The sequence below is a fragment of the Streptomyces sp. WAC00040 genome, from assembly GCF_056835925.1.
In genome coordinates this window covers 915,319-942,296 of record NZ_JAKQZE010000003.1, presented here as the reverse complement: position 1 = coordinate 942,296, position 26,978 = coordinate 915,319, and the positions used below count along the sequence as shown (strand labels likewise).

Annotated in this window: 25 protein-coding genes; 13 read left to right on the top strand and 12 right to left on the bottom strand. The window is 71.8% G+C overall.

The features are described 5' to 3' along the window. The first annotated feature begins 15 nt into the window (after positions 1 to 15). The 6 genes from MDN94_RS29780 to MDN94_RS29755 all read left to right on the top strand — a co-directional run bounded on the left by MDN94_RS29780 (position 16) and on the right by MDN94_RS29755 (position 7,421). Positions 16 to 702 (top strand): hypothetical protein, encoded by a 687-nt coding sequence (locus tag MDN94_RS29780; protein WP_482728936.1) that lies wholly within the window; start codon positions 16 to 18, stop codon positions 700 to 702. A gap of 274 nt (positions 703 to 976) precedes the next feature. Beyond that, the gene (locus MDN94_RS29775) at positions 977 to 1,606 is read left to right on the top strand and encodes a class F sortase (protein ID WP_482729116.1); all 630 of its coding nucleotides are present in this window, start codon (positions 977 to 979) and stop codon (positions 1,604 to 1,606) included. Positions 1,607 to 1,910: 304 nt separating this feature from the next. Continuing rightward, the gene (locus MDN94_RS29770) at positions 1,911 to 3,242 is read left to right on the top strand and encodes an ABC transporter ATP-binding protein (protein WP_482728935.1); all 1,332 of its coding nucleotides are present in this window, start codon (positions 1,911 to 1,913) and stop codon (positions 3,240 to 3,242) included. 109 nt (positions 3,243 to 3,351) lie between these two features. Then, complete coding sequence (locus tag MDN94_RS29765; protein WP_482728934.1) at positions 3,352 to 4,746, top strand: aldehyde dehydrogenase family protein; 1,395 nt, start codon at positions 3,352 to 3,354, stop codon at positions 4,744 to 4,746. Between the two features lie 17 nt (positions 4,747 to 4,763). Further along, positions 4,764 to 5,843, top strand: coding sequence for a zinc-binding dehydrogenase (locus MDN94_RS29760; RefSeq protein WP_482728933.1), 1,080 nt, complete (start codon positions 4,764 to 4,766; stop codon positions 5,841 to 5,843). A gap of 210 nt (positions 5,844 to 6,053) precedes the next feature. Next, entirely contained in the window at positions 6,054 to 7,421 is a 1,368-nt protein-coding gene (locus MDN94_RS29755; protein WP_482728932.1) for an MFS transporter, read from the top strand. Between the two features lie 69 nt (positions 7,422 to 7,490). Here the strand turns inward: MDN94_RS29755 and MDN94_RS29750 are convergent, their stop codons facing one another. Genes MDN94_RS29750 through MDN94_RS29740 form a run of 3 tightly spaced genes read right to left on the bottom strand, consistent with a single transcriptional unit; the run spans position 7,491 to position 9,832 of the window. After that, positions 7,491 to 8,411: a DMT family transporter gene (locus tag MDN94_RS29750; protein ID WP_482728931.1), complete on the bottom strand. Its 921-nt coding sequence runs from the start codon at positions 8,409 to 8,411 to the stop codon at positions 7,491 to 7,493. Between the two features lie 32 nt (positions 8,412 to 8,443). Next, on the bottom strand, positions 8,444 to 9,142 hold the full coding sequence (locus tag MDN94_RS29745) for an ArsR/SmtB family transcription factor (RefSeq protein ID WP_482728930.1): 699 nt from the start codon (positions 9,140 to 9,142) through the stop codon (positions 8,444 to 8,446). A 15-nt stretch (positions 9,143 to 9,157) separates the two neighbouring features. Continuing rightward, positions 9,158 to 9,832 (bottom strand): TetR/AcrR family transcriptional regulator, encoded by a 675-nt coding sequence (locus MDN94_RS29740; protein WP_482728929.1) that lies wholly within the window; start codon positions 9,830 to 9,832, stop codon positions 9,158 to 9,160. Positions 9,833 to 9,894: 62 nt separating this feature from the next. On the opposite strand from MDN94_RS29740, the gene MDN94_RS29735 reads away from it, so the two are divergent. Both MDN94_RS29735 and MDN94_RS29730 read left to right on the top strand, forming a co-directional pair. Next, positions 9,895 to 11,046: an acyl-CoA dehydrogenase family protein gene (locus MDN94_RS29735; RefSeq protein ID WP_482728928.1), complete on the top strand. Its 1,152-nt coding sequence runs from the start codon at positions 9,895 to 9,897 to the stop codon at positions 11,044 to 11,046. Between the two features lie 175 nt (positions 11,047 to 11,221). Further along, complete coding sequence (locus tag MDN94_RS29730; RefSeq protein ID WP_441266506.1) at positions 11,222 to 11,860, top strand: TetR/AcrR family transcriptional regulator; 639 nt, start codon at positions 11,222 to 11,224, stop codon at positions 11,858 to 11,860. Here the strand turns inward: MDN94_RS29730 and MDN94_RS29725 are convergent. Further along, positions 11,848 to 12,312 carry a MaoC family dehydratase gene (locus MDN94_RS29725; protein ID WP_482728927.1) on the bottom strand — a complete coding sequence of 155 codons (465 nt, stop codon included), beginning with the start codon at positions 12,310 to 12,312 and terminating at the stop codon, positions 11,848 to 11,850. The two genes, MDN94_RS29730 and MDN94_RS29725, sit on opposite strands and share 13 nt — an antisense overlap. A gap of 107 nt (positions 12,313 to 12,419) precedes the next feature. On the opposite strand from MDN94_RS29725, the gene soxR reads away from it, so the two are divergent. Beyond that, positions 12,420 to 12,896 (top strand): redox-sensitive transcriptional activator SoxR, encoded by a 477-nt coding sequence (gene soxR, locus MDN94_RS29720; RefSeq protein ID WP_482728926.1) that lies wholly within the window; start codon positions 12,420 to 12,422, stop codon positions 12,894 to 12,896. Between the two features lie 78 nt (positions 12,897 to 12,974). Here soxR and MDN94_RS29715 read toward each other — a convergent pair whose 3' ends face one another. Further along, positions 12,975 to 14,048 carry an RNA ligase (ATP) gene (locus MDN94_RS29715; RefSeq protein ID WP_482728925.1) on the bottom strand — a complete coding sequence of 358 codons (1,074 nt, stop codon included), beginning with the start codon at positions 14,046 to 14,048 and terminating at the stop codon, positions 12,975 to 12,977. A gap of 143 nt (positions 14,049 to 14,191) precedes the next feature. On the opposite strand from MDN94_RS29715, the gene MDN94_RS29710 reads away from it, so the two are divergent. Then, complete coding sequence (locus MDN94_RS29710; protein ID WP_482728924.1) at positions 14,192 to 14,944, top strand: hypothetical protein; 753 nt, start codon at positions 14,192 to 14,194, stop codon at positions 14,942 to 14,944. Between the two features lie 40 nt (positions 14,945 to 14,984). Here MDN94_RS29710 and MDN94_RS29705 read toward each other — a convergent pair whose 3' ends face one another. The 4 genes from MDN94_RS29705 to MDN94_RS29690 all read right to left on the bottom strand — a co-directional run bounded on the left by MDN94_RS29705 (position 14,985) and on the right by MDN94_RS29690 (position 19,762). Continuing rightward, entirely contained in the window at positions 14,985 to 15,596 is a 612-nt protein-coding gene (locus MDN94_RS29705) for a hypothetical protein (protein ID WP_482728923.1), read from the bottom strand. 101 nt (positions 15,597 to 15,697) lie between these two features. Continuing rightward, entirely contained in the window at positions 15,698 to 16,981 is a 1,284-nt protein-coding gene (locus MDN94_RS29700) for a serine-threonine protein kinase (RefSeq protein ID WP_482728922.1), read from the bottom strand. A 78-nt stretch (positions 16,982 to 17,059) separates the two neighbouring features. After that, positions 17,060 to 18,379 carry an erythromycin esterase family protein gene (locus MDN94_RS29695; protein ID WP_482728921.1) on the bottom strand — a complete coding sequence of 440 codons (1,320 nt, stop codon included), beginning with the start codon at positions 18,377 to 18,379 and terminating at the stop codon, positions 17,060 to 17,062. Positions 18,380 to 18,523: 144 nt separating this feature from the next. Continuing rightward, positions 18,524 to 19,762: an exo-beta-N-acetylmuramidase NamZ family protein gene (locus MDN94_RS29690; RefSeq protein WP_482728920.1), complete on the bottom strand. Its 1,239-nt coding sequence runs from the start codon at positions 19,760 to 19,762 to the stop codon at positions 18,524 to 18,526. A 159-nt stretch (positions 19,763 to 19,921) separates the two neighbouring features. Here MDN94_RS29690 and MDN94_RS29685 point away from each other — a divergent pair, with 159 nt between their 5' ends. The 3 genes from MDN94_RS29685 (at position 19,922) to MDN94_RS29675 (ending at position 22,990) form a co-directional block, all read left to right on the top strand. Further along, a complete protein-coding gene (locus tag MDN94_RS29685) occupies positions 19,922 to 20,686 on the top strand; it encodes an SDR family oxidoreductase (RefSeq protein WP_482728919.1) in 765 nt (254 codons plus the stop codon). Beyond that, positions 20,683 to 22,335 (top strand): AMP-binding protein, encoded by a 1,653-nt coding sequence (locus tag MDN94_RS29680; RefSeq protein ID WP_482728918.1) that lies wholly within the window; start codon positions 20,683 to 20,685, stop codon positions 22,333 to 22,335. Before MDN94_RS29685 ends, MDN94_RS29680 begins: the two co-directional genes overlap by 4 nt. Before the next feature lie 61 nt (positions 22,336 to 22,396). Further along, positions 22,397 to 22,990: a TetR/AcrR family transcriptional regulator gene (locus MDN94_RS29675; RefSeq protein WP_441266495.1), complete on the top strand. Its 594-nt coding sequence runs from the start codon at positions 22,397 to 22,399 to the stop codon at positions 22,988 to 22,990. Between the two features lie 648 nt (positions 22,991 to 23,638). On the opposite strand, the gene MDN94_RS29670 is transcribed toward MDN94_RS29675, so the two are convergent. The 3 genes from MDN94_RS29670 to MDN94_RS29660 form a co-directional block, all read right to left on the bottom strand. Further along, positions 23,639 to 24,853: an acyl-CoA dehydrogenase family protein gene (locus MDN94_RS29670; protein ID WP_482728917.1), complete on the bottom strand. Its 1,215-nt coding sequence runs from the start codon at positions 24,851 to 24,853 to the stop codon at positions 23,639 to 23,641. 7 nt (positions 24,854 to 24,860) lie between these two features. Then, complete coding sequence (locus tag MDN94_RS29665) at positions 24,861 to 25,880, bottom strand: phosphotransferase family protein (RefSeq protein ID WP_482728916.1); 1,020 nt, start codon at positions 25,878 to 25,880, stop codon at positions 24,861 to 24,863. 166 nt (positions 25,881 to 26,046) lie between these two features. After that, positions 26,047 to 26,961 (bottom strand): MBL fold metallo-hydrolase, encoded by a 915-nt coding sequence (locus MDN94_RS29660; RefSeq protein ID WP_482728915.1) that lies wholly within the window; start codon positions 26,959 to 26,961, stop codon positions 26,047 to 26,049. Between the last annotated feature and the right edge of the window lie 17 nt (positions 26,962 to 26,978).

The following is a 26,978-nucleotide window of genomic DNA, read 5'->3' as shown; positions in this document are numbered from 1 at the left end:
TTGAAGGAGCCTCGCATGAGCACGACCGCAACTCTCCGCCCCCGCCGTGCCCGCACGGCGGCGGCCGCCCTTGCCGCCCTGGCTTACGCCGGCGTGACGCTGGCGACGGCGCCGGCGGCCTTCGCCGCCATCGGCGACAGCGGCGACATCAAGATCCACAAGGCCGGCGTCGAGCACTGGGACACCCGGGACGACATCAAGGGAGTCTGCAAGTTCAGCCTCAGCGCCTTCAACTTCGAGAGCCTGCCGCAGGTCACCTGGACCATCACCCCGCAGCCGCCCACCGCTGCAGGGCCCACCCTGACGGACAGCATCGTGCTGGTCGCCGGCCGGGGTCACACAGAGGAGTACGCGCTCCCCGACGGTGACTACCGGCTCGCCTGGACGGTCCCGAACGGTGTGCCGAAGCAGAAGGTCTTCAAGGTCGACTGCGAGAAGTACGGCGACAAGGGCGGTGAGAGGAACAACGCGAACAAGGGTCCGGAGAACGACAAGGGCACCGTCTGGGGGAAGGGCGACAAGGACGCGCCCCATGGCGCGGTGCCCGCGGGCGGCGGCGGCATGGCCGGCGACGGCGGCGAGGGCTCCGGGGACGACGGTTCATCCGTCGCCGCGGCGACGGCGCTCGTCGCGGGCGCGGCCGGTGCGGCCGGGCTGGTCCTCGTCCGACGGGCACGCCGCCGCGCCCATGGTGCCGCGTAACGTACCGAGTCGCCGACGACGCGGACCAAGCCGTGCCTGCCGTCTGACCATCACGCTCAGCGTGACGGCCACCCTGGTCACCGGCGTCGTCCGGGGGTGTCAGGAAACACCCCCGGACGCGCCGACGGTCACCGTCGCGGCGGACAGCCCCCTCGGCGCGAGGCCGCCGGCGGCCGATGAGGCCGAAGAGAACGCCGCGGGAAGGGACGGGAAGGCTCCGGGGCACGACGAGCCGGCCGCGGCGGGCAGTCCGGCCAAGCACGGCGGATCGAACGTGATCGACCTGCCGCCGCTCACCGTCCGCTCCGCGGAACCGGCGAAACCGGGGGCACCTGTGCCGCCGCCGTCCGCGACGCCGGAGGCGGCGCGTCCGCCACGGCCCGGGACACCGCCCCCGACCGTCGCGCCGTCGCCCGCGGCCGCCCGGGGAAAGCTCGCATTGCGGCCCTCGCCGCCGAGGAAGCTCGCCATCCCGGCCATCATGATCGAGTCGCCCGTGATGAGGCTCGGTCTCGACAAGAAGGGCCGGCTCACCGCCCCTCCGGAGGACGATCCGCGTCTGGTCGGCTGGTACCAGAAGGGCCCCGCGCCCGGCGAGAAGGGCACAGCGCTGCTCGTCGGCCACCGCGACACCAAGACCGGCCCCGCCGTCTTCCTCAACCTCAACGCGCTGAAACGCGGTGACAAGGTCAACATCGCCCGCGCGGACCGGCGGACGGCCGTGTTCACCGTCGACAAGGTACGCACCTACACGAAGGAGGCCTTCCCCGACGCGGAGGTGTACGGCCACACGGGCCGGTCCGAACTGCGGCTGCTCACCTGCGGCGGCAGCTTCGACAAGAAGACGGGCTACTCCGCCAACGTCGTCGTTTTCGCACACCTCACGGACGTCCGACAGGTGTGATCCGGTCATGGGTGCACGGGGCCGGCCGAGCGGTCGACCCCGGCCCCCGCGGCCGTGCTGCGCACGAGCGACCATCGGCCGTGCTGCGCACGAACGACCGGTAGCCGTGCTGACAGGGCGAGTTGGGCGGGCGGCCCACCACGCGGAAAACAGCCATTTCCGGCCGCTCGACGGCGCTGGTCTCGCATGGTGGACACATGCGTAACAAGCGCCCCGCACATCGTGCGCGATCCATTCCCTGACGGGACATAGTGGGCTAGCTTCTGGCGACGCAGATGCCCCTTCTCATCCCGGGCGGGACCCTATGACTCGCGCCATCGCTCTGCACAACGTCAGCAAGAGATACGGCCGTGCTCCCCGCGCCGTCGACAACTTCTCCCTCGGTGTCCGGCCGGGGGAGTTCCTCGTGCTGTTGGGCCCCTCCGGCTGCGGCAAGTCGACCGTGCTGCGGATGATCGCCGGACTGGAGGACATCACGGAGGGCGAGCTCCTGCTGGACGGCGAGTACGCCAACGACATCCCGCCGCGTGAACGCGACATGGCGATGGTCTTCCAGAACTTCGCTCTCTACCCGAGCATGACCAACCGGGAGAACATCGGCTTCCCGCTGAAGCTCGAGAACCCGCGGGCCGACCGCAACCCGCGGGTGGAGGCCACCGCCAAGATGCTGGGCATCGAGGACATCCTCGACCGGTTCCCCGCGCAACTCTCCGGCGGTGAACGCCAGCGCGTCGCGATGGGGAGGGCGATCTCCCGGCGGCCGTCGGTCTTCCTGATGGACGAGCCGCTCTCCAACCTCGACGCCAAGCTCCGTAACCATCTGCGGGCCGAGATCGCCCGGCTGACCGCGGAGTTGGGGGTGACCACGGTCTACGTCACGCACGACCAGGCGGAGGCCATGTCCCTCGGGGACCGCGTCGCCGTGATGCGCGGCGGAGTGCTCCAGCAGGTCAGCTCCCCGCGCGACACCTACGCCCTGCCGGCGAACGTCTTCGTCGCCGCGTTCATCGGGACGCCCCGGATCAATCTGCTCCAGGCCGTCGTCCATGCGCCGCTGGACGGCCGGATGTCCATCGACCTGGGCCGGCAGCGGCTGCCGCTGCCCGAGCCGCTCAGCACCGACCACCAGCTGCTGCGCATCCAGCAGGGCCGGCAGATCATCGTGGGTCTGCGGTCGGAGGCCGCGCGGATCGCGCCGCCCAGCCAGGCCCGCCCGGGAGAGGTGGCGCTGACCGGGATCGTCGAGCACATGGAGTACCAGGGGCACGAGGCGCTGGTCCACTTCAACACCGGTTCCCGGCCCGCCGTGGTCGCCGATCTCGAGTCGCCGCGTCCGCAGACCGCGGTGCGGCGGCGAAGAAGCCACGGCCCCGGAGTGCTGACCCGGCTCAAGGACCGGGCGATGGCTCAGGTCGCGGGGCCGGTGGCGGTGCTCGACGAGCCGGTTCCCGAGCCCGCCCACGAGAGCAGGGTCACCGCGCCGAGCGACCTCGTCGTCCGTACCGGCCCCGACCTCCGGCTGCGCACAGGGGCCCAGGTACCGCTGCTCGTGGACCTCGCCCACCTCTATGTGTTCGACCATCAGGGCCGCCGCATCTGCCCCGCCCCCACGGACCTTCCGGGCCTAGACGCCTGAGTGCTCCGCCACGGAACGTGGTCTCCGGCACGTCCGATGCCCCTGGCGCCGTAAAACTAACGGCGCTAGTTTGGGCTGCGGACACTACCGTGAGGCGTGGAGGAGAGCGATGAAGGCCCACGACGGCATGTATATCGGCGGCCGGTGGCGGCCTGCCGCGGCACCGGAAACGATCGCGGTCGTCGACCCCGCGGACGAGCAGGTCATCGCCCATGTGCCGGCCGGCACGGCGGAGGACGTCGACGCCGCCGTACGTGCCGCCCGCGCGGCCTTCCCGGGCTGGGCGGCGACCCCGCCCGCCGAGCGTGCGCGGTACATCGCCGCCCTGCGCGACGAACTCGGCCGGCGCGCCGAGGAGATCGCGGGGACGGTCACCGCCGAACTCGGCGCACCGCCCGCCCTGGCTACCGCGGTCCACACGAGCCTGCCCGTCGCGGTCGCCGGCTCCTACGCGGAGCTCGCGGGCTCCTACGCGTTCGAGGAGAAGATCGGTACCTCCACTGTGCTGATGGAGCCGGTCGGCGTCGTCGGCGCGATCACGCCCTGGAACTACCCGCTGCACCAGATCGTCGCCAAGGTGGCACCGGCGCTGGCGGCCGGCTGCACCGTGGTGCTCAAGCCGGCGGAGGACACGCCGCTGACGGCGCAGCTCTTCGCGGAGGCCGTCCACGAGGCGAACATCCCCGCGGGCGTCTTCAATCTGGTCACCGGACTCGGGCCCGTGGCCGGCCAGGCGCTCGCCGAGCACGACGGCGTCGACCTGGTGTCCTTCACCGGATCGACCGCCGTCGGCCGGAAGATCGGCGCGACCGCGGGCGGCGCGATCAAGCGCGTCGCACTGGAGCTGGGCGGCAAGTCCGCCAACGTGATCCTGCCGAGCGCCGACCTGGCCAAGGCGGTGAACGTCGGCATCGCCAACGTGATGTCCAACTCGGGCCAGACGTGCAGCGCGTGGACCCGGATGCTCGTGCACAAGGACCGGTACGAGGAGGCCGTCGAACTCGCCGCGGCCGCCGTCGCCAAGTACGTCCCCGGCGAACGGGTCGGCCCCCTCGTCAACGCCAAGCAGCAGGAGCGGGTGCGGGGTTACATCGAGAAGGGCATCGAGGAAGGTGCCCGGCTGGTCGCCGGTGGCGCCGAGGCGCCGCTCGGAGTCGGCTACTACGTCAGCCCGACCGTCTTCGCCGACGTCACCCCCGGCATGACCATCGCCCAGGAGGAGATCTTCGGGCCGGTCGTGTCGATTCTGAAGTACGAGGACGAGGAGGACGCCCTCGAGATCGCCAACGGCACCGTGTACGGCCTCGCCGGCGCCGTCTGGGCCGGCGACGAGTCCGAGGCGGTGGCCTTCGCCCGCCGCATGGACACCGGTCAGGTCGACATCAACGGCGGCCGCTTCAACCCGCTGGCGCCGTTCGGCGGCTACAAGCAGTCCGGCGTCGGCCGGGAGCTCGGGCCGCACGGCCTCGCCGAGTACCTCCAGACCAAGTCCCTCCAGTTCTGAGCGGTAAGGAATCCATCGTGGTCCGTGCAGCCGTCCTGCCCTCCGTCGGCGCTCCCCTGGAGATCACCGAGATCTCGCTGCCGGAGCCCGGCCCCGGCCAGGTCCGGGTAAGGCTCGCCGCCGCCGGTGTGTGCCACTCCGACCTGTCGCTCTCCGACGGCACCATGCGGTTGCCCGTCCCGGCCGTCCTCGGCCACGAGGGCGCGGGTACCGTCCTGGCCGTCGGCGAGGGCGTCACCCATGTCGCACCCGGCGACGGCGTCGTTCTCAACTGGGCGCCCGCCTGCGGCCGTTGCCACGCCTGCTCCATCGGCGAGGTGTGGCTGTGCGCCGACGCGCTGACCGGCGCGGGACGGGTGCACGCCGTCGCGGCCGACGGCACCGAGCTCCATCCCGGCCTGAACGTGGGCGCGTTCGCGCAGGAGACGGTCGTCGCCGCGAACTGCGTGCTGCCCGTCCCTGACGGTGTCCCACTGGTGGATGCGGCACTGTTGGGCTGCGCCGTCCTCACCGGGTACGGCGCCGTCCACCACTCCGCGCGGGTACGTGAGGGCGAGTCCGTCGTGGTCTTCGGTGTCGGCGGGGTCGGGCTGGCCACCCTCCAGTCAGCCCGGATCGCCGGAGCGGACCCGATCATCGCCGTCGACGTCTCCCCTGAGAAGGAGGCACTGGCGCGCGGCGCCGGCGCCACCGAGTACGTCGTCGCCTCCGACACCACGGCCCGGGAGATCCGGGCGCTGACCGGCAAGCGCGGCGCCGACGTGGCGATCGAGTGCGTCGGACGCGCCTCGGCGATCCGCGCCGCCTGGGACTCCACCCGCCGCGGCGGGCGTACCACCGTCGTCGGTATCGGCGGTAAGGACCAGCAGATCACCTTCCACGCTCTCGAGCTGTTCCACTGGGGCCGCACGCTGTCCGGTTGCGTCTTCGGCAACTCGGATCCGGCGGCCGACCTGCCGGTCCTCGCGGAGCACGTCCGCGCCGGCCGGCTGGACCTGAGCGCGCTGGTCACCGAGCAGATCGCCCTCGACGGCATCCCGGCGGCCTTCGAGAACATGCTCGCGGGCAAGGGCGGCCGGGCGCTGGTCGTCTTCTAGAGCAGCCGCATACACGGACACTCCGGCCGCCGTCGCGGCCGGGGTGTCCGTGCTGCTCGAACGGCATTCCCCGGCGGTAGGAGCCGCCGGGAAACTTCACCCGTCCAACCCGTTGACCCCATACCCACCGGTCGGTACGGTCCCCGGAACTCCCCAGCGCCACCCCCCTTCCCCGACTCCGTCCCCGCATCCACCGGAGTGTGCACGTTCATGGACACCGCAGCTCAGCCCACCGACACCCCCGGCTCCACACCCTCCGACCCCCGGCGGCGACGCGTCGCCACCGCCGCCGCCCTCGCCTCGGCCGTCGAGTGGTACGACTACTTCGTCTTCGGCATCGCCGCCGCCCTCGTCCTCGGCGACCTGTACTTCCCCGCCGGCAGCTCCTCCGCCGGGGTGCTGGCCGCCTTCGCCACCTTCGCGGTCGGCTTCCTCGCCCGCCCCGTGGGCGGCGTCATCGCCGGGCAGCTCGGCGACAAGCGGGGCCGCAAGCCGATGCTCGTCCTCGCGCTCACGCTGATGGGCGTCGCCACCGCAGGCATCGGCCTGCTCCCCACGTACGAGACGATCGGCATCGCCGCGCCCGTACTCCTCGTCCTGCTCCGCATCGTCCAGGGCATCGCGGTCGGTGCCCAGTGGGGCGGCGCGATGCTGATGGCCACCGAGTACGCCCCCGAGGGCAAGCGCGGTCTCTACGGCAGCCTCGTCCAGCTCGGCGTCCCCATCGGTGTCGTCACCGCCAACACCGTGTTCCTGATCGCGGGCTCCCTCACGAGCGACTCCGAGTTCGCCGCCTGGGGCTGGCGGGTGCCGTTCTTCGTCGGCTTCCTCGTCCTCGGTCTGGCCTGGTACATCCACACCAAGGTCGAGGAGACGCCCGAGTTCCGTGCGGCCGAACGCGCGCTCGCCGAGAAGGAGAAGAGCGAGACCCGCTCCCCGCTGCGCACGATCCTGCGCGACCACCTCGGGACCGTGTTCCTGGCAGGCGGCTCGTTCGCCGTCAACACCGCGACGTTCTACATCATCATCACCGGCGTCCTGGACTACGCGACCCGCGAGCTCGACATGAAGCGGAGCGCCGTCCTCGCGGTGTCCCTCGGCGTGAGCCTCACCCAGCTGGTGCTGATACCCGCCGCGGCCGCCCTGTCCGACCGCATCGGACGGCTGCGGATCTATGCGGCCGGCGCTGTCGGCCTGCTGGTGTGGGCCGTGCCGATGTTCCTGCTGATCGACACCGCGTCGCTGCTCTGGCTCGGGGTCGGGACGTTCGTCACCAGCTGCTTCCTGAGCATCATGTACGGGCCCCAGGCGGCGCTCTTCGCCGAGCTGTTCACCGCGGAGATGCGCTACACCGGCGCCTCCCTCGGTTACCAGATCGCCGCCGTCTTCGGCGGCGGCCTGGCACCGTTCATGATGGTCCTGCTGCTGGAGGCGACGGGCACGTCCATGGCGGTGTCCGGCTACATCATCGGCCTGGCCGTCATCGCACTGATCTCCATCAAGATCCTTGCCTCCCGCGCGGCGAAGGCCGCCCCGGCGCCCTCGGCTCCCACCCCGGCCGACGCGCACTCCGACTGACCGCCGCTCGCTTCGACCGGCCCCGGTCCGTCGCCGCACGAGGCGGCGGACCGGGGCCGTCACGGACGGTCAGGCGCGGGGGGCCGTGAGCTCGCTCCCGGGGGCGGGCGCCCGGCCGCGGGAGCGGGACACCGCCACACCCGCGAGGCACAGCGCCCCGCCGCAGAGGGTCAGCCATCCCGGCACCTCGTCCAGCGCGAGCCAGGACATCAGCACAACCAGCGCCGGGACGGCGTACGTCGTCGCGCCCATCCGGCCGGCCGTCGTACGCGCCAGTGCGTACGCCCACGTCGTGAACGCCAGTGCCGTGGGGAAGATGCCCAGGTAGACCATGTTGAGCGTGGCCGGCACCGGCGCACGGGACGCCTCCTCCACCAGCTGCCCGGCGAACGGCAGGCACGCCACAGCGCCCACCAGACAGCCGAACGTCGTCGCCTGGAGCGCGCTCGCATGCGCCAGCGCCGGCTTCTGCGCCACCACGCCACCCGCGTACCCGACCGCCGCCAGCAGACAGAGCACCACGCCCAGTGCCGAGGCCCCGCCCTCGCCCGACATCGACAGGCCCACGACCACGGCGCCCGCGAACGACACGGCCATCCCCGCCACCAGCCGCGGGCCCAGCCCTTCGCCCAGCAGCCTGGCGCCCAGCAGCGCGATGAGGATCGGGCCGATGTTCACCACCATCGCCGCCGTGCCCGCGTCGACCTGCTGCTCGCCCCAGTTGAGCACCACCATGTAGACGCCGAACCACAGCAGACCGGAGACGAGGATCCCCGGCCAGGCGGCGCGCGGCGGCAGGCCCTCCTTCCGGATCAGCAGGACACAGCCCAGCGCGAGGGAGCCGGCGAGGAGCCGGCCGAGGGCGAGCGCGCCGGGGGAGTAGGCGTCACCCGCGCTGCGGATCGATACGAAAGCGGACGCCCAGAGCACGACGGTGACGGCGGCGGCGGCCAGGGCGGGCCACTTAGTGTGGCGGATGGGGTTCGTCATGGTGCGACCGTATGGGCCGGACCTTTCGGGGTTCACCGCAATATCCCCGGCTCGATCCCGAGGAGCGTGTGCAGCGCCCGCTCGCCGTCGTCCGTCACCTTCACGGCCCGGTCGGAGCCGATGCGTACGCACCAGCCGGCGTCCAGGGCGTGGCCGCACAGCCGGGCGCCGGCGACGCCGGCGAGGTGCGGCCTGCGCTCCGTCCAGTCGAGGCAGCCCCGTACGAGCGGCCGGCGGCCCTTGGCCGTGAGGTCGATCCCCAGGTCGCCGAACCACCGGGCGCCGCGCTCCGTGAGCGCGAAGCCGGTGTCCTGGGTGAGCAGTCCGCGGGCGGTCATGGCCCGGGTGATCGTGATGCCGAGCCGTCCTGCCAGATGGTCGTAGCAGGTCCGTCCCCGCGCCAGGGCTCCGGCGACGGTGGACTCGCGCAGGGACCGCGGCTCCGGAGGAGGTCCGGGCGACGTGTGCGCGGCGAGTTCCTCGACGAGGTGCGCCACCCGGTCGTCGGCGAGCCTGACGTACCGGTGCCTTCCCTGCCGTTCCTGCGAGAGCAGCCCGCCCGAGACGAGTTTGCCGAGGTGCTCGCTCGCGGTCGACGGGGCGACCCGGGCGTGCCGGGCGAGCTCCCCGGCCGTCCAGGCCCGCCCGTCGAGAAGGGCGAGGGCGAAGCATGCGCGGGTCTCGTCGGCGAGCAGCGCGGCGAAGGCGGCGAGGTCGCGGGAGGAGGTCATGCCTCCCAGGATGCGTCAGGGACGTTTCGGCCCCGACCGAAGGGTGGTGCCGTGCCGGACGGTCTCGTACTGGAGCGCCAGCCCGTCGAGCAGGGCCTCGAGTCCCGTCTCGAACGCCCCTTGGTCCACCTGTTCCTGCCGGTCCGCCAGCAGGTGGGCCTGGCCCAGGTGCGGGTAGTCCGCGGGGTCGTAAGCCGTCGCGTCGTCGACGAAGCCGCGGGCGAAGGAGCCCAGTGCGGAGCCGGTGATGAAGTAGCGCATCAGGGCGCCGATGCGGGTCGCGTGGGCGGGTGGCCAGCCGGCGCGCATCATCGCGCCGAACACGGCGTCGGCGACCTTGAGACCGGCCGGGCGTCGGCCGGGCCCGTGGGCGAGGACGGGCACGGTGTTGGGGTGGGCGCTCAGGGCGGCCCGGTAGGAGACGGCCCAGTCGTGCAGGGCGGTGCGCCAGTCGCGGTCGTCGTCCTCGTCGAACATCGACAGGTCGACACGGGCGCTGACCGCGTCGGCGACCGCGTCGAGGATCTCGTCCTTGTTGCGGAAGTGGTTGTAGAGGGAGGGGCCGCTGACGCCGAGTTCCGCGGCGAGCCGGCGGGTGGAGACCGCGTCGAGGCCCTCCGCGTCCACGAGCGCGCTCGCCGTCTCGACGATGCGTTCTCTGCTGAGGAGGGGCTTGCGCGGGCGGGCCATGCGGCACATAGTAGGCCCTGCACAAATAAACTAGCAGTGATAGTTAAAGTGGGGTGTCCGCAATGAACCTGGAGCTCGACGAGGAGCAGACGGCCGTCCGGCAGCTGGCGAAGGACTTCGTGGACCGTGAGATCACCCCGCACGTCGTGGAGTGGGACCGCGCCGAGAGCGTCGAGCGGGGCATCGTCAAGAAGCTGGGCGCGCTCGGCTTCCTCGGTCTCACGATCGACGAGGAGTACGGCGGCTCCGGCGGCGACCACCTCGCCTACTGCCTGGTGACCGAGGAGCTCGGCCGCGGTGACTCCTCCGTGCGCGGCATCGTCTCGGTCTCCCTCGGTCTGGTCGCCAAGACCGTCGCCGCCCACGGGACCGAGGAGCAGAAGCGCGACTGGCTGCCCAAGCTCACCTCCGGCGAGGCCCTCGGCTGCTTCGGCCTCACAGAACCCGGCACCGGCTCCGATGCGGGAAACCTGATCACCCGGGCCGTCGCCGACGGCGGCGACTATGTGATCAACGGCTCCAAGATGTTCATCACCAACGGCACCTGGGCGGACGTGGTGCTGCTGTTCGCCAGGACCAACGACACGCCCGGTCACAAGGGCGTGTCCGCCTTCCTCGTTCCCACCGGCACCCCGGGGCTGACCCGCCGCACCGTCCACGGAAAGCTGGGGCTGCGCGGCCAGGCCACCGCGGAGCTGGTGCTCGAGGACGTCCGGGTCCCGGCGTCCGCCATGCTCGGCGCCGAGGGAAAGGGGTTCTCCATCGCCATGTCCGCACTCGCCAAGGGCCGGATGTCGGTCGCCGCCGGCTGCGTCGGCATCGCGCAGGCCGCCCTCGACGCCGCGGTCGGATACGCCAAGGAGCGCGAGCAGTTCGGCAAGCCCATCGCGCACTACCAGCTGGTGCAGGAGCTGCTCAGCGACATCGCCGTCGACGTGGACGCCGCCCGGCTGCTGACGTGGCGGGTCGCCGACCTGATCGACCGGGGGGAGTCCTTCGCCACCGCCGCCTCCCAGGCCAAGCTGTTCGCCTCCGAGGCCGCCGTCCGCTGCGCCAACAACGCCCTCCAGGTCTTCGGGGGCTACGGCTACATCGACGAGTACCCCGTCGGCAAGCTGGTGCGCGACGCCCGTGTGATGACGCTGTACGAGGGCACCAGTCAGATCCAGAAGCTGATCATCGGCCGTGCGCTGACCGGAGTCTCCGCTTTCTGAGGCCGTTCGCCCCGCGGGGCACGGGCCGGATCGTGAGCCGGGCGGCACGGGCCGGCCCCCGGGGGAGCCGCTCGCGGAGCCCGATCCGTACCGGGAAGCCGTGCTCAGGCTCTAAGCGCTTGCTCACCGTCGGGGTATGGTGTTCGTCCTGTGCCACGAAAGGGGCGAACGAGCGATGAGTGCGGCGGACGAGACGGCGGACCGGGCGGCCGGCGAGGAGCAGCCGTGGGACGAGGTCACACCCGAGGCGGCCAGGAAACTGCTCATCGCCGCCGTGGAGGCCTTCGCCGAGCGCGGTTACCACGCGACCACCACCCGGGACATCGCCGGCCGGGCCGGCATGAGCCCCGCAGCGCTCTACATCCACTACAAGACCAAGGAAGAGCTGCTCCACCGGATCAGCCGGATCGGGCACGACAAGGCCCTCGAGATCCTGGGCGCCGCCTACGCCGGCGCGGGCACGCCCACCGACCGGCTGGCCGACGCCGTGCGCTCGTTCGTCCGCTGGCACGCCGGCCGGCACACCACCGCCCGAGTGGTGCAGTACGAACTCGAAGCGCTCAGCGAGACCCACCGCACCGAGATCACCGGCCTGCGCAGGCAGAGCGACGCCGTGGTGCGCCGCATTCTCGAAGAGGGTGTGGAGGCCGGCGAGTTCGACGTGCCGGACGTGCCCGGGACGGCCGTCGCCGTGCTGTCGCTCTGCATCGACGTGGCGCGCTGGTTCAACACCAAGGGGCGTCGGACGCCCGACGAGGTCGGCGCGCTCTACGCCGACCTCGTCCTGCGCATGGTGAGCGCTCAGAAGAAGTAGCGCGACAGCGACTCCGCCACGCACACCGGCTTGTCGCCGCCCTCGCGCTCGACGGTGACGAGGGCGGTCACCTGCACGCCCCCGCTGCCCGCGTCCTCGACGCTCTGCAGCACCGCGCTGGCCCGCAGCCGCGAGCCCACGGGCACGGGGGCGGGGAAACGGACCTTGTTGGTGCCGTAGTTGATGCCCATTTTCATGCCCTCGACCCGGAGCACCTGCGGCACCAGGGCGGGCAGCAGCGACAGCGTCAGATAGCCGTGGGCGATCGTCGTGCCGAACGGGCCGCTCGCGGCGCGCTCGGGGTCCACGTGGATCCACTGGTGGTCGCCGGTGGCGTCGGCGAAGAGATCGATCCGCTTCTGGTCCACCTCGAGCCAGTCGCTGTGTCCCAGCTGCTCGCCGACCCCTGCGCGCAGCTCCTCTGGGGAAGTGAAGATCCTCGGCTCTGCCATGTCCTGGTGCCTGCCTCTCGACCGTTGTGACACTCATGTCTAAGCGCTTGCTCAGCATGGTTGGGTGGGCGCCCTCCTGTCAACGACGGACCAGTAGGCTTCGAGGAGTGCCACAGATTCCAGAGAAGATCCACGAGCTCACGGTCGGCCAGCTCTCGGCGCGCAGCGGAGCCGCCGTATCAGCCCTGCACTTCTACGAGTCCAAGGGCCTCATCAGCAGCCGCCGCACCAGCGGGAACCAGCGCCGCTACGGCAGGGACGCACTGCGCCGGGTCGCCTTCGTGCGCGCCGCCCAGCGCGTCGGCATCCCGCTCGCCACCATCAGGGACGCCCTCGCCGAGCTGCCGGAGGAGCGGACGCCCGACCGTGACGACTGGGCCCGGCTCTCCCGGGCCTGGCGCGGCGAACTCGACGAGCGCATCAAGCAGCTCAGCCGGCTCCGCGACCATCTGACCGACTGCATCGGCTGCGGCTGCCTCTCCCTGGAGACCTGCGTCCTGTCCAACCCGGACGACGTGTTCGGCGAGCAGCTGACCGGTTCACGGCTGCTGCCGGAGCGGCGCCGCGTGGGCGAAGGGGGTTGACCCGGGACGCCGACGGGCCCGGTCCAACCGGACCGGGCCCGCGTGCGCCCCGCGCGTCCTCCCGCATTCGGGCAGGAGTTACTCGAACTCCGTACCGCCCTTGCGGGTCAGGTACGCCGGGCTGACCGCCTTCGCGATCGCCCGCCCGCCGGTGACCGGGCTGTACCGCTCCACCACGGGCCGCACGACGACGCCCTCCCGCAGGTGCAGTCGCCGGCCCGACACCGTCTCACGGCCGTTCGCCAGCTCCAGCACCGTGTCCACGTCGAACGGGCCCTTGAACAGCCGGGGCACCACCGGCAGTTCACCGCCGAGGACGGCCGCCGCGTCCAGCCAGCGGACCCGGCCGTCGATCTCCGCGGAGATGTCGAACACGGCATAGCCCGGCGCGGTCTCCGTCCTGGCGTTCTTGCCGTAGCCGAGGTCCTGCACCCCGGCGCCGTACACCTCGGCGAACACACCCACCCGGCTCGCGCCCAGCTTCTCGGCCAGGCGTGCCGCGACCTTGGGCACACCGTGCCCGCGGACCGCGCGCCAGTACAGGTTGGCCGGGTCCTCCTTGAGCGCCAGGCCCTTGGCGCCGAAACCCTTGGACGAGACCTGCACCCGGCCGCCGTCCGCCGTGCTCCAGGTCGTCAGGCAAGCGGTGCCGTGCAGCTTCTCGGTGATCACGACGGCCTCGCCCGGCTCGAAGATGCCCGGATAACGCTGGAGATTCTCGATGTCCACCCAGGGCAGCAGGCCGGGCGCCGCCTCGATCTCGCCACTCATCCTGGACGGCACCGGCGGCGCCCACTTGGTGATCGAGAGCAGTTCCGCGAAGTCCGTTCCCTCCGCGGCCGCCCGCACCAGATCGACGTCCGCCAGTGCCCGGGGCCGGCACACGATCCCCTGCGAGAGCTCGCCCCGCAGCCGCACCGCCTTGACCCGGTCGGACTCGCCGCCCGCCAGACGGCCGGTCAGCCCCAGTTCGTCGATGAGCGCCGCGGGGAGCACCGCCTGCTCGGGGATGTAGAGCGCGGCGTCACCGGTGCGGTAGACGCCCTTCGCGACGACGGCCCGGTACAGGCCCACCTGTGCCACTTCCAGGGCGTCGGCGTTCGGATGCTCGTGAACGGTCAGAAGTTCGGCGGTGACGCGCAGCGTCGACATCTCATGGCTCCTCGTCGGTGGTTCGCAGCACCGCCAACTGTCGTGCCGCCCGAACCCGGTGGCCCACCGGTTTTCCACCCTGGTAGCGTCGCGCCCTTCGGCGGGCGGAGCCGCGACCGGAGTACTCGAAGGACGTGGCGCACATGGCCTCACCGGCACTCGACGCGGCGGTGGACCGCATACGGACGGTCTTCGCCGGCATGACCAGCCCCGTGGAGACGGGCTGCGGCATGTGCCATCTGCCCGAGGAGACGGCGCTGCTGCGCACACCGGACGTGGAACTGCCCGACGACGTGCTGCGGCTGTTCGCCCACGAGGTGCCGAACCACTTCGACGACCATCCGGCGGTGGTGCGCCGGATCCTGCCGCAGCTGGCGGCGCGGCTGGCCACGGGCCGGTTCGCCGGTCTCGACGCCTACGAGCTGACCGGCCTCGCCCGCTCCGGCTGGTCCGCCTGGCCCGCCGAACAGGCTGGCGCCGTACGGGCTTTCATCGAGGCGTGGTGGGCGGACACGGTGACCTCCGACGCGCCGCCGTACCCGGTGCACGACGTGTTCGAGTCGTGCGTGACCGCCGGCTCCACCGTGACGCCGTATCTGGCCGTGTGGGCCCGGCAACCGCTCGGCGGACCGGCCGACCGGCATCTGGCCGATTGCCTCGAGCGGTGGATCGACGATCTGATCGGCGGCCTCACGTCGCCCGTCTTCAGCTGGTGGAGCCACCCCTACCGCGACGAGCCCCTCGCGGAGCTCCAGGCGTGGCTCGTCGAGCACGCGCTCCCGCGACTGCGCGCCGGCGGCGCCGACCCACTGCTGCTGTTCCGGACCGGGCTGCTGGCCCTGCCGTACGACCGGCGCTGGACCGAGGAGGTGTGGGCCACGGCTCCGGATTCCTGAGCCGGGCGGGTTCCGGCCCCCGTACCGGAACCCCCGCGTCTCAGGCGACGGACGCGAGCTCGCGCCGGCCCGCCCGCTTCGCCGCGGCGACGGCTTCCGCCGTCAGCACGGGCTGGGGGACGACGATGCCGCAGCCGGTGCAGACCGGACCGGACCACGGTTCGTGCTCCAGGTCCTGCCGCCACACGATGTGCGTGTCCGAGCACACCGGGCAGGCCCTGCCCGGCTCCGCCTCCAGGGCGCCGATCAGGCGGCGCAGCACCTCGGCCAACGGCGCCGACGGGTGCTCCGTCCAGGTGTCGCAACGGGCCACCCCGTTGCCGCCCCACGTCCTGCGGTGCCAGTCGTCGATGTGTCCGGGCCGCCGCAGCCCGTCGTGCTTCTCCCGTTTGCGGCGGTCCGCGAAGTTGTCCTCGTAGGCGAGCCAGACGGCCCGCGCCTCTTCCAGTTCCTCGAGCGCGGCCACCAGCCGCGCCGGATCCGGGGCCCTGTCCTCCGGGTCGATACGGTGCCTGCCGCACAGGTGGTCCCATGTGGCGCGGTGCCCGTACGGGGCGAAGCGTTCCAAACATTTGCGCAGTGAGTAGCGCCGCAGCGCCAGGTCACACCGTGGGTCACGCACCTGTCTCGCGAGACTCCGGAAACCGGCCATCGCAAGTCCACCTCCGTCGCTGGTACATCGGCGTTGAAGAATGGACGTAGGAGTGCCCGTTTCGGCTCCATCGAAAAGAGGAAGGTGCCGGTTCGGCCGGATCACGTCCCTGGCGCGGCGCCCCCTATCCGTCCAGCCGTCAGCACCACCCGAGCCAGTTCCTCGTGACAGATGTCACCGTGAGCGCCCGTCGGCGGACGGCCGTGGCGCACCACGTCGGAGGCGTCGACGCTGACGCAGCCGGTGGCCGGCACCCCGCCGCGCAGCGCCTCGTCCAGCGTCAGCCGGGGCGTGTCCGCGACGCCCTGGATTCCGTCGTGTCCCATCGCCCACCACCGCGGGTCCGTCCCCGCCGCGTCCGGCGTCTCGCCGGCCAGGCTCGACGCCAGTGGGTAGAACACCCCGAGCGCGGTGTCGTGCCGTGAATGGCACGCCACCACCGGCCCGTCGACCAGCTGCTCGAGGCCGCCCAGCACCCCGCGGCGGGACGGCGCGTGCGGCAGGCGGGTGGCGAACGCGTAGTGGGAGAAAGCCGCTTGGAGCAGCGTCACCGACTTCACGTTGCACGCCCCCTCCGGCAGCCCGCGCAGCGCGAACGCGACCAGCCTCGCGCCGTGACCGTGGCCGACGAGATGCACGCGCACCTGCGGTGCGGAGCGGGAGAGCCGCCCCAGCAGCGGACCGAGACCCAGCTCGCCGACGGTGCCGGCCCGCCGTTTCATCGCGTAGTACGTCGTCTGCCGCAGCAGCTCCTTCGCTCCCCGCCAGGCCGGCCCAGCGGCACCGTCCTGCGCGTGGACGCCGAGGGCCGCCGCGAGACGCCGGCAGAGCGTCAGGGTGTCCTCGTACAGGACGGCCGGCGGTCCCTGCTCGTCATGCGGCAGGTCCTCGGCGAAGCCCGCCTCCAGGCCGCCCGGCGGGACCGCCGCCAACTGCCGTGCCAGCGATCCGAATTCGGCGAATGCCGCCCGGGAGTCGGGCTGTGCGCCGAGCAGCCACGCCAACCGCCCGACGGTCGCCGTGTGTCCCGGGAACAGACCGGTGAGCAGCTCACGCGTCCCCCCGTCCAGCCCGGCGCCCCGCGCCGGCGCGTCGTCGGCCTGTTCCGAGCCCGGGAACGGCTCGTCGGGGAACCGCATCGAGGGCCACAGCACGCCGGCATACCCGACCTGCGTGCCCGGCCTGCCGCCCGCCAGCTTGGGGAAGGGCGCGAAGAAAGCGGAGTGCAGCCGACGGGCCAGAGCGGGGGAGTTGTTCCAGCCATGTGCGAAGACGACGAGATCGGTGACCTCCAGCCCGGCGAGCGTGTCGTACGGACCGCCGCCCGGGTCGCCGTCCGCGTCGAAGCAGATCTCCCGGTACGGCTGCACACTCATGCCCGCCATGGCCCGACCCTCCCCTTGCGCTCCGCTGCTGGCCCAGCATCCTGCGCAAGAGGAGAAACGGCCATACCCCGCGAGAGGTCAGAGACGGTCGGCCGCGCTGACGCGGTGCAGATGGATCAGGACGTCGTACGAGGAGAGCAGCCGCAGCGGTTCGGGTTCGGAGGGCCAGGCGTTGCCGATGTCCCTCGACGGCCGGGTGCCTCCCAGCCACGCACGGGCGGCCGCGGGAGCTGTACGCAGGTCCAGGTAGTAGTCGTGGGGCGCCACCCGCTCCAGCGTGTGCTCGTTGCTGCCCGACGCCGGGCGGCCCACGGAGAAGGTGCGCAGGGGTTCGGCGGGATCGGTGATGTCCAGGGCGTTGAACGAGCCGCGGCCGAAGGTGAAGCCGACGGCGACGTAGTCGTCGCCCACCATCTCCCGCAGGAAAGTGCCCTGGACCTTCGGATAGCGCTCCGGGCTGTTGGTCTCGAGGCGGACGTGGCCGTTGTGGGCGGAGAGCAGCATGCGGTGCCCGGTCCGCCGCTGCCACCAGACCGTGTTCTCCGCCATGACCTGGTCCCGGTAGCGCATCGCGGCCCCCACCTGAGCGGGGTCGAACAGGTCGTAGGAGAACTCGGTCCCGGTCTGGGCGATGGCCCTGGCGTGCTGGACGATCCAGGCATGCCTGACCCGGTCGGGTCCCGGCCGCTGCCGCTCCAGCAGGGCGAGGGCCCGCTGTACTTCCTGCGCCATGGCACGGCGCTCGGAGAGCGGCCTGCGCAGATTGCCCTTGATGGTGTCCTCGACGCCGCCCGTCGGCCGGGACGCCGCGTAGAGCCGGCGGAACTCGGGCAGCAGCCACGGGTAGTGCTCCGCGACGTAACCGGTCACCTCGTCGAACAGCCGCTGACCCGCGTAGGCGAGGTCGTTGCCCATGAACTGCACCTGCCGGTGCGGGTGACGGAGGTTGTGCTGCCGCATCCAGCGGACCAGGTCCAGATACTCGCGGGTGTGCCAGATCAGATACGACTCCTGGAACTCCTCGCGCATGATCGTGCGGGGATCGCCCTTGCCGTACAGGACATAGTCATTGAGCCGGAGCCCGGCGCTCCAGTTCGCCTCCAGGGCGTAGGTGGTGAAGCCCTTGTGCTCGACCAGGTGCCGGAACAGCCTGTGTTTGGTGGTGAAGAACTCGGAGGAGCCGTGGGTCGCCTCGCCGACGCCGACGATCGTCGCGGATCCGACCGCCTTCTCCAGCGGACGCAGGTCCCGCAGCGGCTCCGCCGACCGCGCGAGCGCGCGCACGGGCGAGACGTGGTGGGGATCCGCGCGGACCGGCCCTGCCACGACGAGCGACAGCAGGGCCGGCAGCAGGAACAGCAGCCAGGACCGTAAGGGGTGACGCGGTGAATGATCCATGGATCCAGCCTCGCGGCGCGGCGGCAGCGCTGCGATGGGGCGGGTCCCCTTACCGCGGTGGGGATTTCCCCACCGGACTCCCCACCGGACTCGCCACCGGCCCCTTCGCCGCTGGCGCGGTGGTGCCGGCCGGGCGGCCGTCGCTCAGTAGCGCAGGTACCGCTTCCGTACGGCCCTGAACGCGGCCAGATCGTCCTGCCAGGCGCCGACGACCTCGTCGGTGTCCGCGCCCGCGTCGATCAGGGTGCGCACGCGGGTGGAACCGGTGAGCTTGTCGATCCAGTTGTCGGAGCGCCAGGCGAAGCCGCTCCAGCTCCGCTTCGCCGTCACCAGCAGTCCGATCCCCGCGCGGACCGGGTCGAAGGCCTTGCGGTCGTGGACGTGGAGCTGCACTCCGCCGACGGTCTTGCCCTGCCACTTGGAGAAGGTGGGCGCGAAGTACGCCTCACGGAAGCGGACGCCGGGCAGACCGAGACCGTTGGCCGCCTCCGCCCAGGCCGGGCCGATGCCCTCCGCGCCCAGCAGCTCGAAGGGGCGGGTGGTGCCGCGGCCCTCCGAGAGGTTGGTGCCCTCGAACAGGCAGGTGCCGGAGTAGACCAGCGCTGTCTCCGGGGTGGGCATGTTGGGGCTGGGCGGGACCCACGGCAGGCCCGTGTCGTCGAAGAAGTCCCCCCGCCGCCACCCCGACATCCGTACGACGTCGAGTTCGACCTGCCGGGACAGGAACTCGCCGTTGAACAGCAGTGCCAGTTCGGCGACGGTCATGCCGTGTGCCTGGGAGATCGGTTCCCGGCCCACGAACGTCGCGAAAGCCTTGTCGAGCACCGGCCCGAGCGCCGCCCTGCCGGTGACCGGGTTCGGCCGGTCGAGGACGACGAAGCGCTTGCCGGCGAGGGCCGCCGCCTGCATGCAGTCGAACAGCGTCCAGATGTACGTGTAGAAGCGGGCGCCCGCGTCCTGGATGTCGAAGACGACGGTTTCCACGCCGGAGGCCGTGAAGATGTCGGCGAGCGGCTGTCCGCTCTTGAGGTACGTGTCGTAGACGGGCAGCCCTGTCGCCGGGTCGTCGTAGCGGCCCTCGGAGCCGCCGGCTTGCGCGGTGCCGCGGAAGCCGTGCTCGGGGCCGAAGACCGCGACGAGGTCCACGCGGTCGTCGGCGTGCATCACGTCCACGATGTGGCGTACGTCGCGGGCGATGCCCGTGGGGTTGGTGACCATGCCGACGCGCTGCCCGGACAGTGCGGCGTACCCGTCGGCCGCCAGGCGTTCGAAACCGGTGTGGACCCGGCCGCGGCCCTGGGCCGCGGCGGGCGTGGGGGCGGCGGCGAGTGCACCCACCGCGCCGCCGCCCGCGACCAGCAAACCCCGTCTGGACAGGCTCATCGAGCTACCTCCGTGATCGCCGTGTGTCATGACCACTGCACGCTAGCGCTCATGTCGGTCCCGGGGAACGACCCCGGCAAGTGGTTGTGCCCCCTTCCGAAGTGACATACCGACTGGTTAGTCTGCGCCCACGGGACCTGGGTACGAAAGGCGGAGCTGATGAGTACGGTGCAAGGTGCTGGGGTTGTGGTCACGGGCGCGGGCGGAGGCATCGGAGCCGCACTCGCCCGCCGCTTCGCCGCGGAAGGCGCCAAGGTGGTCGTCAACGACATCGACCCCGGCAAGGCGAAGACCGTCGCCGACGAGATCGGCGCCGTCGCCGTACCCGGCGACGCCTCACAGATCGTCGACGAGGCCCGTGACGCCCTCGGCGGCGTCGTGGACGTCTACTGCGCCAACGCCGGGCTCGCCTCCGGCGGCGACGCCTTCGCCGACGAGGACGTATGGGCCGCGGCCTGGGACGTCAACGTGATGGCCCACGTCCGCGCGAGCAGGATCCTGCTCCCGGACTGGCTCGAGCGCGGCGCCGGACGCTTCGTGTCCACCGTCTCCGCCGCCGGACTCCTCACCATGATCGGCGCGGCACCCTACAGCGTCAGCAAGCACGGCGCCCTCGCCTACGCCGAGTGGCTCTCCCTCACCTACCGGCACCGCGGCATCAAGGTCCACGCGATCTGCCCCCAGGGCGTACGGACCGACATGCTGACCGCCAGCGGCAGCGCCGGCGAACTCGTCCTCACCCCCACCGCGATCGAGCCCGAGGACGTCGCCGACTCCCTCTTCGAGGCCATGGCGGAGGACCGCTTCCTCGTCCTGCCGCACGCGGAGGTCGCCGGATACTACGCGGCCCGAGCGACGCAGAACGACCGCTGGCTGGCCGGCATGAGCCACCTCCAGCAGAAGTGGGAGGAGGCCCGCCGATGAGCTCGATCTATGCCGCCAAGCCCTGGCTCTCCCTGCTCAGCGACGCCCAGCGGGCGCCGATCGACCCGCCCGCGACCGTGCTGCACGCGTTCCGCGCCGCCGTCGGCCGTGCCCCCGGTCACACCGCGCTCGCCTATTTCGACGGGCGCCTGACCTACCGCGAGACCGACGAACTGTCCGACTCCGTCGCCGGGCACCTCGCCGCCCGCGGGATCTCCCGCGGGGACCGGGTCGCGATCATGCTCCAGAACACCCCCCACTTCGTCATCGCCCTGCTCGGCGCGTGGAAGGCCGGAGCCACCGTCGTCCCTCTCAACCCGATGTACAAGTCGGGCGAGGTCGCCCACGTCCTCGCCGACGCCGAAGTGAGCGCGCTGATCTGCTCCGACCGCGCCTGGGACGGACACCTGCGCGACTGCGCCGCCGCGTCGCCCGTGCGGATGGCCCTCACCGCCTGCGAGCTCGACCTTCAGACGCGGGGCGACGAACGGGTCCTCGGCTTCGAGCGCACCGCGCCCGCCGACGACGCGGACGACCTCCTCGCCGTCGCCCGCCAGGGCCTCCCGGCCCCGTCCGACCGCGAACTCGCGGCCACCGACGTCGCGCTGATCAGCTACACGTCCGGCACCAGCGGCACCCCCAAGGGCGCCATGAACCTGCACGGCGGCATCACCTACAACGCGGAACGCCAGCGCACCGGCCACCCCGTGCCCGAAGGCGCCTGCTACTTCGTGCTCGCGCCGCTGTTCCACATCACCGGCATGGTCTGCCAGCTCGCCGCCTGCATCGCCAACGCGGGCACTCTGGCACTCGCCTACCGCTTCGAGGCCGGTGTCGTCCTCGACGCGTTCCTCGAGCACCGGCCCGCGTACACCGTCGGCCCGTCGACCGCCTTCATGGCCCTCGGCGCCCACCCCTCGGCCACGCCGGAGCACTTCGAGTCCTTCCGGGTGATCTCCTCCGGCGGGGCGCCCGTGCCGCCCGCGCTCGTCGAGAAGTTCAGAGCCGGCTTCGGCCCCTACATCCGCAACGGCTACGGGCTCACGGAGTGCACCGCCCCCTGCGCCTCCGTACCCCCGGAGAGGGAGGCCCCCGTCGACCCGGCCTCCGGCGACCTCTCCGTCGGACTCCCCGGCCCCGACACGGTCGTCCGGATCATCGACGACAAGGGCGAGGACGTGCCCTTCGGTGAGCAGGGCGAGATCGCGGTCTTTGGCCCGCAGGTCGTGCCCGGCTACTGGCGGCTCCCCGAGGCCACCGCGGAGGCCTTCCCCGACGGCGAACTGCGCACCGGCGACATCGGCTTCATGGACGAGGACGGCTGGCTCTACGTCGTCGACCGCAAGAAGGACATGATCAACGCCTCCGGCTTCAAGGTCTGGCCGCGCGAGGTCGAGGACGTCCTCTACACCCACCCCGCCGTCCGCGAGGCGGCCGTCGTGGGCATTCCCGACGCCTACCGCGGGGAGAGCGTGAAGGCGTTCGTCAGCCTGCGGCCCGGGGCGGTGGCGGAACCGGAGGAGATCTCCGCGTACTGCGCCGAGCGGCTGGCCGCCTACAAGTACCCCCGCGAGGTCGAGGTCCTGCCGGAGCTCCCCAAGACGACAAGTGGGAAGATCCTCAGGCGGGAACTGCGTTCCCCCGCGTAGCAGCCGGCCGAGCACGGCACGTACAGCACACAGCAGACAGCGAGAAAGGCGGGTGGCGGCAATGGCCAGGACGACGGACGGGGACGGCACCCCCGTCCCGCAGAGGCTGCTGGCCGCCGCCACCCGCCTCTTCGCGGAACGCGGCTACGACCGCACATCGGTCCAGGAGATCGTGGAGGCGGCCGGTGTCACCAAGGGCGCGCTCTACCACTACTTCGGTTCGAAGGAGGACCTCCTCCAGGAGGTCTACGCCCGCGTGCTCCGCGTCCAGCAGCAGCGCCTCGACGCCTACGCGGACGCCGACGAGCCCGTGGAGACCCGGCTGCGCGGGGCGGCGGCCGACGTCGTCGTCACCACGATCGAGAACCTCGACGACGCGGACATCTTCTTCCGCTCCATGCACCACCTGAGCCCGGAGAAGCACAAGCAGGTACGCGCGGAACGCCGCCGTTACCACGAGCGCTTCCGCGCGCTGGTGGAGGAGGGGCAGCGGGACGGCGTCTTCTCGTCGGCCACCCCGGCGGACCTTGTGGTCGACTACCACTTCGGCTCGATCCATCACCTGTCGACCTGGTACCGCCCGGACGGCCCCCTGACGAAGCAACAGGTCGCGGACCACTTGGCGGACCTGCTGCTGAGGGCGCTGCGACCGTAGCGGGGCGGGCTTGTCCGCTGCGCGGGGCGCGGCGTCCGGGGCGGGCGTGCCGCCTGCGGAGGGCTGTTCCGCTGCCGGGGCGCGGCGCCTGCGGCGAGCTTGTCCCTCCCCGCCCCTACCCGCGGCCGGGCTTCGCCCGGACCCCGGGTATCGCCCTGCGGCGGTGTTCGGGGCCGGGCTCGAACACCGTGCCGCCTTGCGGGCGGTGTTCCGGCTTCGTGCGGACCCGCGCGCCGTGCGGGGGTGTTCCGCGGATCCGCCGGCCGCGCCCCGACGCGGAGGCACTGGCGCAGGCGGCGCGGCCGCCGGCCGCTGCCCGTCATGGGTGGCGGCGTGCACACCCTGTATCGCCCTGCGGGCGGCGTTCCGGCTCGCGCGCGCACCCCGTACCGCCGCGCGGACGGCGTACCGTGTGCCCTCCAGTACCGGGCAGGATTCCGCTTGGCGAATCGGCCCCGCCGGCGGAGGCGCTCCGGCCTGGCCGGGCAACTCCAGCCTCGCCGGCGTTCGAGGAGCGGGGGTCCGGCGGGGGTCCCCCGCCGCCAGGCGTAGGGGGAGCCTCCGAAACACCGCGCGGAGCGCGGTGCCGGGTCCGGGCGGAGCCCGGTTCCGGGAGCGGCCCCGCCCAGCGGGGCCGCCCCGACCACGTCACATGTACTTCTTCAGTTCCCGCCGCGCCAGCGACCGCTGGTGCACTTCGTCCGGCCCGTCCGCCAGCTTCAGCGTCCGCGCCGACGCCCACAGCTCCGCCAGCGGGAAGTCCTGGCTGACGCCGCCCGCGCCGTGCGCCTGGACGGCCTTGTCGAGGATGTCGACGACCGCCCGCGGCGTTGCGATCTTGATCGCCTGGATCTCGGTGTGTGCCCCGCGGTTGCCGACCGTGTCCATCAGCCACGCCGTCTTCAGCACCAGCAGCCGCAGTTGCTCCACGGTGACCCGCGCGTCGGCGATCCAGTTCTGGACGACGCCCTGCTGCGCGATCGGCTTGCCGAAGGCGGTACGGGAGACGGCCCGCCGGCACATCAGCTCGATCGCGCGCTCCGCCATGCCGATCAGCCGCATGCAGTGGTGGATACGGCCCGGACCCAGCCGCGCCTGGGCGATGGCGAAGCCGCTGCCCTCCTCGCCGATCAGGTTCGTCGCGGGGACCCGTACGTCGTCGAAGACGACTTCGGCGTGGCCGCCGTGGGAGTGGTCCTCGTAGCCGTACACCTGCATCGCGCGTCGTATCTGCACGCCGGGGGTGTCGCTGGGCACCAGGATCATCGACTGCTGGCGGCGGATGTCCTCGCCGTCCGGGTCGGTCTTGCCCATGACGATCAGGATCTTGCAGTCGGGGTTCATGGCCCCGGAGATGTACCACTTGCGGCCGTTTACGACGTAGTCGTCACCGTCCCGGTCGATGCGGGTCCGGATGTTGGTCGCGTCGGAGGAGGCCACCTCGGGCTCGGTCATCGCGAACGCCGAGCGGATCTCACCCGCGAGCAGCGGCTCGAGCCACTGCTTCTTCTGCTCGTCGGAGCCGAACTGGGTGAGCACCTCCATGTTGCCGGTGTCCGGGGCCGCGCAGTTCAGCGCGGTCGGCGCGAGGTGCGGGCTGCGGCCGGTGATCTCGGCGAGCGGCGCGTACTGGAGGTTGGTCAGCCCGGCGCCGTACTCGGAGTCGGGGAGGAAGAGGTTCCACAGGCCCTGCTTGCGGGCCTCGGCCTTGAGTTCCTCCACGATCGCGGGCGTGTCCCAGGGGGAGGCGAGCTCGGCGCGCTGCTCCTCCGCGATCTTCTCGGCCGGGTAGACGTGCTCGTCCATGAAGGCGACCAGTTTGCCGCGGAGTTCTTCGGTGCGCGCGTCGAATGCGAAGTCCATGAGGTACTCAGCCTTCCTGAAGGGTGGTGAGACCGTGCTCGATGAAGAGGGGGACGAGGTCGCCGATGCGGTCGAATCCGGCGCCGACGGTCTGACCGAGGGTGTAGCGGTAGTGGATGCCCTCGAGGATCACGGCGAGCTTGAACCAGGCGAACGCTTCGTACCAGGAGATCGCCGAGGTGTCACGGCCGGAGCGCTCCGCGTAACGCTCGATCAGTTCGGCGGGGGACGGGTGGCCGGCGGCGCCCGCGGTGGTGCTGACGGGGGAGTCGGGCAGTTCCAGCCGCTTGCTGTACATGACCAGCAGGCCGAGGTCGGTCAGCGGGTCGCCGAGGGTCGACATCTCCCAGTCCAGGACGGCCTTGATCCGGTCGTCGTCGCCGATCAGGACGTTGTCGAGGCGGTAGTCGCCGTGGACCACGGTGGCGGCGGGGGAGTCGGGCAGCGCGCGCCCGAGCGCGGCGTGCAGTTCGTCGATGCCGGCCAGGTCGCGTCCCCGAGAGGCCGCCAGCTGCTTGCCCCAGCGCCGCAGCTGCCGGTCGAGGAAGCCCTCCGGCCGGCCGAAGTCGCCGAGGCCGACGGCCGCCGGGTCCACGGCGTGCAGCTCGACGAGGGTGTCGACGAGGGCGAGGACGGCGTCCCGGGTGCGCTCCGCACCGAGCGGAGCCAGTTGCTCCGCCGTGCGGTAGGGGGTGCCGTCCACGAACTCCATGATGTAGAACGGCGACCCGATGACCGACTCGTCCTCGCACAGCAGCACGGGCTGCGGGACCGGGACGGCGGTCGGCGCCAGGGCGCTGATGACACGGTGCTCGCGCTTCATGTCGTGCGCCGTCGCCAGCACATGGCCGAGCGGCGGCCGGCGTACCACCCACCGGCTGGTGCCGTCGGTGACGGCGTAGGTGAGGTTGGAGCGGCCGCCCTGGATCAGCCGGGCGCTGAGCGGTCCGCCCACCAGTCCGGGCCGCTCACGGTCGAGATGGCCGCGCAGCTGCTCGGGATCGAGGCCTGGCGGGACTGAGCTCATGATGCGCACCTCCGGGGGGCGGTCCTGGGGAACGCGTTCATGATGACCGACCAGTCGGTATGTCGTCCAGTGGCCCGGTGGAAAGCGATGCCAGGATCACACTCGCGCGACAGGCGCCGGCCCCCTCGGGGGTCGCCCGCTCGAGGAAGCGGAGCGCGCCGAGAGGTCAGGCGTGGCAGGCCACCGGCACCCCGCCGTTCATCGCCGCCATGTCCGCGAACACCGCGGCGGGATCGAGCGGGGAGCCCTCGGGGAGACCGTCGAGCTCCGCGTACGCCCGGTGCAGGTTGGCCACCAGCCGTTCGCTCTCCCGCAGTTCGGCGAACACGCCGAGATCCGCCTCGCGTGCCGTCTCCAGCGGACTCAGTCCCTTGGCGTGGCCCTCCGCGGCCAGTTCGGCGACGAAGCGCAGGTAACGCTCCGTCGCGTCGTAGGCCGACGGGTCGGTGATCGGCCCGTGGCCGGGCACCACGGTCTCCGCCCCCAATGAGCGCAGTACATCCAGCGCCCGCAGCGAGCCGCTGAGCGAGCCCATCGGGACGAACGGCGTACCGCCCTGGAAGACCAGGTCACCGGTGAAGACGATGCCCTGCCGCGGCAGGTGGACGATCGTGTCGCCCGCGGTGTGGGCGACCCCGCCGGGATGGACGAGCCGCACTTCGATGTCCCCTGTATGAACCGTCATCCGGTCGTTGTACGTGACGGTCGGCGCGGTGATCCGGATATCCCCGAAATCCGTCTGCGGCCAGATCAGGTGGAGCTGGCGGCCCGCCGCGAGCACCTCGGTCCGGCACGATGCGTGCCCGACGACCACGGCCTCCGGCAGGAAGACCCCGTTGCCGTAGGTGTGATCGCCGTGGTGGTGGGTGTTGACGACGGTACGGGGAAGAGGCGCGCCGGTCGCGAGGAGCGCCCCGCGCAGCGCCCGGGCCCGACGCTCGGTGGCCGTGGTGTCGACGAGGAGCGTCGACTCCCCGTCGGTCACGAAGCCCGCGTTGTTCAGGCACCAGCCGCCGTCGGGCTGGACGTAGGCGTGCACGCCCGGCGCGAGCCGGACGGTGTAGGGCTCTGTGGCAGGCACGATGGCTCCCGGAGAGG